Raw genomic sequence first — 6,736 nt, 5'->3', positions numbered from 1 at the left:
CATATGCTTTATCCACGACAATTCCTCATTTTGGCTGTGATAAGTGGTTAATTTGCATTGACGCTGCGCTGTCGCACCTCAAAGAAAACTTCGCCCCTGCATCGGGGCGCTTCAATTTGCACAGCAGCACGTCGTGGTTACGGTTTCCCCTTCGCGAACTATCACCCGCAGATGAATCGCCCGCCTGCCTGGTATCCTTACCGGCGCTATTTCAGTTTGCCGGGAGCGTTGGCCGCTTCGAGCTGCTGTAAAAACCGAGTTGTTAAAGAGCGGGTCAGCGCTTGGCGGTGGGCTGCGTTGTGCTGATGGAGTTTATAATAGTGCTGCTAATTATAATAGTAAATAGTGCCTCTAATAAATTTGTGTAATGGTGTTACTAATAACTGATTTGTAAGGTGATTTTTTTCATGCCCTACCTAGAGCATCGCATCAAGCAGGCATGAACAGGGGGATGGTCGGTAGAGGTTGGCGGGAGAAGGGCGCAAAAAAGCCCGCTAGGGGCGGGCTTACGTAAACATACTTAGCGCTGGTAATTCGAAAGGCGGGTGTGGTGACATATGCGCAACCCTTACGATATTGGCTTCCATTCTAGAGTAATGCAGAACAAACATCGACGTCCTGTCTCCAAACTTACTTTCAGGGTCATATTCATGAATGCCGATATGGTAATGCCAAAGACAGTGTTCGTTAACAAATCGAACTTTCATAACAAAATCAGGATCATCATGGCTAACATCATCGGAGAATTTATTTCTTCCCTCTAAACCATCGAAGCCATTTTTGATAATATGCAACAAGAACGCACTTATTTTCTTTCTGCTGTCTTTTGGAAAAGTTTTGTACCTGTTTTTAAAGCTATCCGTTAACTTGGCATCAATTAAAGCTACAGGCTCATTATCCATTCATCCATCTCATCGACTGTTTGGAGGTGATTTGGAATAGAGATGTCTGCTGACTCAAGAGACAATCTGATATCCTCCAATGGAAAATCTACAAAGCTATCCTGCGATGTGTAAAGAGACTTACGTAAAGATGTTTGTTGTTCTTCAATGAAGCTTACAGCACCTAACGTGCTCTGCACAAAGGGTGAAGACAAAGTTGGGATTAGGAAAGATGTAATGTTCATACTAAGATCCCCCTTTTTTTTGATCGTGCTCGCTCAGCCCCTTAACTAAGGCATCCCGTAAAGCAATAGCTCTATCAAGTGTCATGGTAACTGATCCGACTTTTTTAAGCTGAATTCGTGAGCTCATCGGCCTGCCATGTTCATCGACAAGGGATATTACTTTATTTCCTAAAAATGATAGGTTTACGTATGTTACGCCATTGGCGTTGTATTCAGTCATACCAACAATTTCAGCGAAAACATCCCTAAATGTTGGGTCGTTCTCTATCACTCTCAGCTTCTCTTCTTTTTCGGTAATAGACATTTTTATCACGCAAATCCTTCACGGTGGGCCGCGATTTTAAACTCTTTTGATTCTAACACAATGTGTGTAATTTGCATCGATACACATTGTATAGACCTGCAATGCTCATAGATAACGTGGCTGCAACTGCTGCAAAAACCTCAAGCCGCATTTCAGTGCCCCAATCGAAAGCATTTTCCATCCTAGGTCCCTGGCATCCAAGCGCCACTCGCGATAAACCACACCAGAAGCACCACGCCTGCTATGCCACATGCAGCTGGGAACAGATAGCCGATCTTCATTTGTACCGCCTGAGTTTTTATTATGGGGCATCCCTGCCGGTCATCTCCAGTTCTAACCAGCCCTGATGCTGATCTGTTCTGTGTGTAAAAATTGCTATGCGTACCAGCGCCGTTTTATTTGTTATCGCGCCGGTAAAGAGTCCACTCTTCAATGCGTTCGCCGCCGGGCAGGGTACAGTAGCCTACCTCTCCAGCAGATTCTTTAACGATGTCCAACTTGCCACCGATCTTCTGGCAGTAAACCGAAGCCGGGTTAGCCATGCCAATCATCTTCTGCTGTTCGTTATGCGCTGCGCATGAGGCGATAAGCACCGGCATCGCCATAATCAGTAATTTTTTCATGGATGCTCCGTTTAGCTGAAGGTCTCTTCCGGCCATTGAGCCTTAACTACTTTTCCTATAATTCGGCAGAACTCATTACACTCAATGCTTTGGTAGCGGGGGTTGGTATTCAGCGGTTCCAGCCATGGTTTGCCGTCTTCCCATACGAACTTTTTGAATGTCACTTCGCTATCGTTATGAATACCAGCCACACAGAAATCACCTGGCTCTACGTCCTCTTCCGGGTCTACGAGAATCAGCATCCCTTCGGGGAAGCTGGGCTTGCTTCCTTGCGGCGCGGTCATTGAGTGTCCAGATACTTCAAGCCAGAAAGCCTTGCTACTGGCCTTTTTGGTTGTAGCCACCCAATTTTTAGCATTAGTTTCAGAGTATGAGCCTACCTCGGCAAAGGTACCTGCTTGAACAGAAGTAAAAAGCGGATATTCAAACTGCTGTTTGTGAGTCGCATCTTCTGTTGCCCTCTCAGGGCTTCTAATGTGGGCTAGCAGATGGCCGATACTGGGGCTTATTTCTTCTGGTTGAACGCGTAATAGCGCTGAAAATTTTAGAATGTTCTCAGTATTTAAAGGAGCTTTGCCATTAAGGAATTGGCTAATGGCAGCCTGAGTACTAAACCCAAAGAAGCCAGCAGCCTTCTCCTGGCTAAGTCCCAACTGCTCTTTTTTTGCGTCCCAGATGCTTCGCAGGCGAAGTGCGGTCTGAGTATCTTCTTCGGTGATTACATTTTTCTTTGCCATGCTCTCGATTTTATTCGCAATACTAATAACTTCAAATAGTGCAACTATTGATTTTTGCAATCAGTAGCACTAATATCTCGTTTGTCTAAGCGTGGAGAACGATATGGATCTTAACGATTACCTAAAACAGAACAGTATCAGCCAGTCTGACTATGCAATTACCGTCGGCGTCAGTCAGGGTTTTGTTAGTCAGGTCATTGCAGGCAAATACAAACCTAAGGGACGTAAAGCCATTCAATGGTCTGAAGCTACCAACTGGCAGGTAACGCCTCATGAGCTTAATTGTGATGATTATCCCAATAAAACTGATGGGCTTCCTAAAAGCGCATTGTCAGCAGCATAAACACTTAATGCTTCTGAAAGAACATATCGCACGCTGCCACTAGGGCGCTGTTCAGTGCCCAGTGCGATTTAACCTTTTAATCAACTAACAATGGAAATTATCAATGGAATCAAGCGCAACGTCACGCAACATCGCACGTGATATCGAAAATGAAATCATTGTGCGGATCGCTGAACGCGGAGTGACGGCAGTGGCAAAGGAGATTGGCGTGGATAAATCCCGTGTCAGTCGCTGGCAGAGTAAAGGCGGTCTGGTCGAGAAAGCAAGCCAGTTATTAGCAGCCATAGATTTTCAGCGTCCAGAAGGATTGGTGCTTTTCCGCGGCGAAGAAACCGCAGAGTTAGCCAAGGGGCTAATTGCCATGCTGGATCACATTCGCAGCGGGGGGAATGGTGGATGACGGGCGCTTCATTGAAACCGATCAGCTTTACCGGGATCGCAGAGGCATTGTGGTGCGTGTCACCAGTTACGACCGCCAGGAGCGGCGTGTCATTTTCATGCGGCCAGACTACGCGCACGCATGCTTTGTTCCGAAATGGTATTTCGAGAAGTATTTCAGGAAGTTTGAAGGGAAAAGCGAAGGCTGAACAGGTAGGACTGAACAGCCGGGTACCGAATTGCTTTGGTCAAGCGAGGTCAATTATGCGACAGAAACGCCGTAAGATGCAACCAGAAAACACTGTACATAAAGACATGTCCCGGGAGCAGTTAGCCCGGGAGTTTGCCCCTGACGCAGCCCACAAGCTGCGCCAACTTTTCGAGCAGAATAAGCGCGCGAGGGAAGGGGATGAGTAACACCGCCGAGATCATCAATTTCCGCGCTCGCACAGAGCGTGAGGAGCAGCGCGTGGCCGATACCGATGATGGGTATACCCGGCTGGCTAATGAGCTGTATGAGGAGCTGATAGGCGCCAATCTGACCCGCAACCAGGCGAAGGTAGCGCATGCTGTTTGCCGCAAAACGTACGGCTTCAATAAAAAGCTGGACCGGATATCTGACAGTCAAATTTCAGAGCTAACTCGCCTGCCACGGCAGAAGGTGAACAAGGCTAAAAACGAGCTGATCGCCATGCGTGTGCTGGTTCGCGAAGGTTCTCTAATCGGGCCAAATAAAGCCCTTTCAGACTGGGAAATTCCTGACTGTCACCAAAACAGTGACTTTGTCACCAAACCAGTGACAAAAAGTGTCACCAAAACAGTGACAGGGTTGTCACCAAAACAGGGACACACAAAAGACACTATTCAAAAGACAATAAAAACAGATCCCCCTAAAGCCCCCAAGGGGGAATTTTCGGAGGAAGTAATCTCGCAGGCAAAACAGGTCCTGGAGTATTACAACGAGCTGACAGGAACCACCTGCCGCTCTGCAGAAGCCTTTGCCGTTCTGCTCACATCACGTTCGGCCCGTGATGCCTACACAGTTGACGACCTGAAGCTGGTGGTGCGCTGGGTGGTGCTGACCTGGGATCGCCGAAATGGGACGGTGGCCAAGCCTGCAAACATCTGCCGGGTGGGCCGCTTCGATGGCTATTTCGCCGACGCTGCGGTCTGGGCTTCCAGCTACGTTGAAATCGACTGCGGCGCCGTGGTTGAGGCCTATAACGAGATTGCCGGTGACCGCCTGCCGCTGGCGGAACTGGACGATGGCCGCGAGAAAGCGATCCGTGACCTGGTCACTCACATGACCCACAAAAATATCGATGCGGTTCGGGCTTATTTCAACGCGTTTGTGAGCGAGGCCCGGCCGTATTACTTCGGTGAAAACCCATCTGGCTGGCGTGCCAGCTTCGATTTTCTGATGAAGCCTGAAACGCTCCGCAAAGTCCGGGAGCGTGCGCTATGAGCGACCTGTACCTCGAAGCCAGCGTTATCGGCGCGCTGCTGAACGCCGGTCTTACGCCAGACGCCAGCGACGTTCTGAACACGCTGGATCCTGCAGCGTTCACCAACCCGTTTTACTTCAAGCTGTACGGAGAGATTAAGCGCCAGGCCATTCAGCGCAAGATGATCGACGCGCTGCTGATTGCGGATGCGATGGGCGATGGTCCCGGCGTATTTGCCGACGTGATGGAAACGGCGAAGGTCGTGCCGAGTTCGGCAAACCTGAAAGGCTATGCCAAAAGCCTCGGTGAAAAATTCATGATCCGCAGTTTTGTCGCGCTGATGGAAGCCAATTACGACAGCATCACCCTGGCGAATAATTACGACCAGGCGCTGGAGAACATTCGGGCCTTTACCAGCCAGGTCATGACCGTTGGTCGCCCCTCTGATGAGGTTGTGCCGGTTCACATCGATGAGCTGTTGGGTTCTTTCGCTGAGGTGCTGGAGCGCCGGGTAACCAACGGCGAAGAATCTGACACGCTGAAGACCGGGATCCCTGAACTGGATGAAATCACCGGCGGCATGAACGACGAGGATTTTGTGGTGGTTGCCGCCCGTCCTGGTATGGGTAAAACCGAGTTTGCGCTGAAGGTGGCCGAGGGCGTTGCCTCAAGCGAGCGGGTGATGGGGGATCACAAGGTCCGACGTGGCGTGCTGATTTTCACAATGGAAATGAGCAACCAGCAGGTCGTAGAGCGTCAGATCGCCGGTGCGTCAAACATGCCGGTATCCAGCCTGCGCAAGCCGTCCCGTATGCACGATGAAGACTGGGGGCGGATCTCCATGGGCATCAAGCGCCTGATGGGCCTTGATGTCTGGATGGTGGACGCAGCTAACCTCACCATTGAGCAGATCCGCTCTATCGCTGAACGACACAAGCGCCAGTTCCCGGGCCTGTCCCTGATCCTCGTCGACTACCTCGGCCTGATTAAAAAGCCCCGAGCTGAACGTAACGACCTGGCTATCGCGGTTATCTCTGGCGGTCTAAAAACCATGGCGAAGGAACTGAAAACGCCAGTTCTATCGCTCAGCCAGCTGTCGCGTGAAGTGGAGAAGCGGCCAAACAAGCGCCCGGTAAATGCGGATCTGCGCGACGGAGGCAGCATCGAACAGGACGCTGACAGCATCATCATGCTGTACCGGGATGCGGTCTACAACGAGAACAGCCCGGCGACACGTTTCGCCGAGATCATCGTAACAAAGAACCGTTTCGGCGAGCTGGGCACTGTGTACCAGGAGTTCCGCAACGGCCATTTCCACGAAACCAACCAGGAGCAGGCGCGGATCATCTGCACCGAGAAAGCGCCGGCCGCAGGACGCAGAACGAGGGACGATTTTTAATGCAGGTATATGACATTTGCCCGCTGCCTAAACCTCGCATGACGCAGAGAGACCGGTGGGCCAAACGCCCGGCAGTTCTCCGGTACCGCGCTTACTGTGACGAGGTGCGATTAAAACGCCTGCAGCTGCCAGTCAGCGGCTGCCACGTTACTTTCGTGCTGCCTATGCCAGCCAGCTGGAGCAGGAAAAAGCGCGCCGCCAGTGCTGGTCAGCCGCATCAGCAAAAGCCGGATGTGGACAACCTTATGAAGGCGCTGATGGATGCCTTGTTTGCCGATGACAGCAGCGTGTGGGATTTCCGGGTATCAAAAATATGGGGTGAAACCGGCAGCATCCGGATCGCCGAAATCAGCGAGCCAGTCAGGCCGTAAACGGGAGAGT

At 50.7% G+C, this 6,736-nt stretch carries 12 protein-coding genes; 7 read left to right on the top strand and 5 right to left on the bottom strand.

Going from position 1 to position 6,736, the window contains the following annotated elements; all coding sequences use genetic code 11:
• Positions 1-251: hypothetical protein (locus JOE09_RS25360; protein WP_205067786.1), on the top strand; the 251-nt coding region annotated here is incomplete at its 5' end.
• 255 nt (positions 252-506) lie between these two features.
• On the opposite strand, the gene JOE09_RS25355 is transcribed toward JOE09_RS25360, so the two are convergent.
• The 5 genes from JOE09_RS25355 to JOE09_RS25335 all read right to left on the bottom strand — a co-directional run bounded on the left by JOE09_RS25355 (position 507) and on the right by JOE09_RS25335 (position 2,790).
• Positions 507-902, bottom strand: coding sequence for a hypothetical protein (locus tag JOE09_RS25355; protein WP_205067785.1), 396 nt, complete (start codon positions 900-902; stop codon positions 507-509).
• A 225-nt stretch (positions 903-1,127) separates the two neighbouring features.
• Positions 1,128-1,430, bottom strand: a complete 303-nt coding sequence (locus tag JOE09_RS25350; protein WP_205067784.1) for a hypothetical protein — start codon at positions 1,428-1,430, stop codon at positions 1,128-1,130.
• A 182-nt stretch (positions 1,431-1,612) separates the two neighbouring features.
• On the bottom strand, positions 1,613-1,711 hold the full coding sequence (locus tag JOE09_RS25345; RefSeq protein WP_205067783.1) for a YoaK family small membrane protein: 99 nt from the start codon (positions 1,709-1,711) through the stop codon (positions 1,613-1,615).
• A gap of 114 nt (positions 1,712-1,825) precedes the next feature.
• Positions 1,826-2,053: a putative hemolysin gene (locus tag JOE09_RS25340; protein WP_205067782.1), complete on the bottom strand. Its 228-nt coding sequence runs from the start codon at positions 2,051-2,053 to the stop codon at positions 1,826-1,828.
• Positions 2,054-2,064: 11 nt separating this feature from the next.
• Positions 2,065-2,790: a LexA family transcriptional regulator gene (locus JOE09_RS25335; RefSeq protein WP_205067781.1), complete on the bottom strand. Its 726-nt coding sequence runs from the start codon at positions 2,788-2,790 to the stop codon at positions 2,065-2,067.
• 103 nt (positions 2,791-2,893) lie between these two features.
• Between JOE09_RS25335 and JOE09_RS25330 the strand changes: the two genes are divergently transcribed.
• The 6 genes from JOE09_RS25330 to JOE09_RS25305 all read left to right on the top strand — a co-directional run bounded on the left by JOE09_RS25330 (position 2,894) and on the right by JOE09_RS25305 (position 6,726).
• Positions 2,894-3,133: a helix-turn-helix domain-containing protein gene (locus tag JOE09_RS25330; protein ID WP_205067780.1), complete on the top strand. Its 240-nt coding sequence runs from the start codon at positions 2,894-2,896 to the stop codon at positions 3,131-3,133.
• A gap of 103 nt (positions 3,134-3,236) precedes the next feature.
• Positions 3,237-3,533 (top strand): CII family transcriptional regulator, encoded by a 297-nt coding sequence (locus JOE09_RS25325; RefSeq protein ID WP_205067779.1) that lies wholly within the window; start codon positions 3,237-3,239, stop codon positions 3,531-3,533.
• Complete coding sequence (locus tag JOE09_RS25320) at positions 3,523-3,720, top strand: DUF4222 domain-containing protein (RefSeq protein ID WP_205067778.1); 198 nt, start codon at positions 3,523-3,525, stop codon at positions 3,718-3,720. Before JOE09_RS25325 ends, JOE09_RS25320 begins: the two co-directional genes overlap by 11 nt.
• 200 nt (positions 3,721-3,920) lie before the next feature.
• Positions 3,921-4,976: a replication protein gene (locus tag JOE09_RS25315; protein WP_205067777.1), complete on the top strand. Its 1,056-nt coding sequence runs from the start codon at positions 3,921-3,923 to the stop codon at positions 4,974-4,976.
• Positions 4,973-6,355, top strand: coding sequence for a replicative DNA helicase (locus JOE09_RS25310; protein ID WP_205067776.1), 1,383 nt, complete (start codon positions 4,973-4,975; stop codon positions 6,353-6,355). Before JOE09_RS25315 ends, JOE09_RS25310 begins: the two co-directional genes overlap by 4 nt.
• The gene (locus tag JOE09_RS25305) at positions 6,355-6,726 is read left to right on the top strand and encodes a RusA family crossover junction endodeoxyribonuclease (protein ID WP_205067775.1); all 372 of its coding nucleotides are present in this window, start codon (positions 6,355-6,357) and stop codon (positions 6,724-6,726) included. The genes JOE09_RS25310 and JOE09_RS25305 overlap by 1 nt, the downstream gene beginning before the upstream one ends.
• Positions 6,727-6,736: the final 10 nt, after the last annotated feature.

It is taken from the genome of Pantoea coffeiphila (genome assembly GCF_016909495.1).
In the GTDB taxonomy this organism is placed as follows: Bacteria; Pseudomonadota; Gammaproteobacteria; order Enterobacterales; family Enterobacteriaceae; genus Erwinia; species Erwinia coffeiphila.
This window is presented reverse-complemented; position numbering and strand designations above follow the sequence as displayed.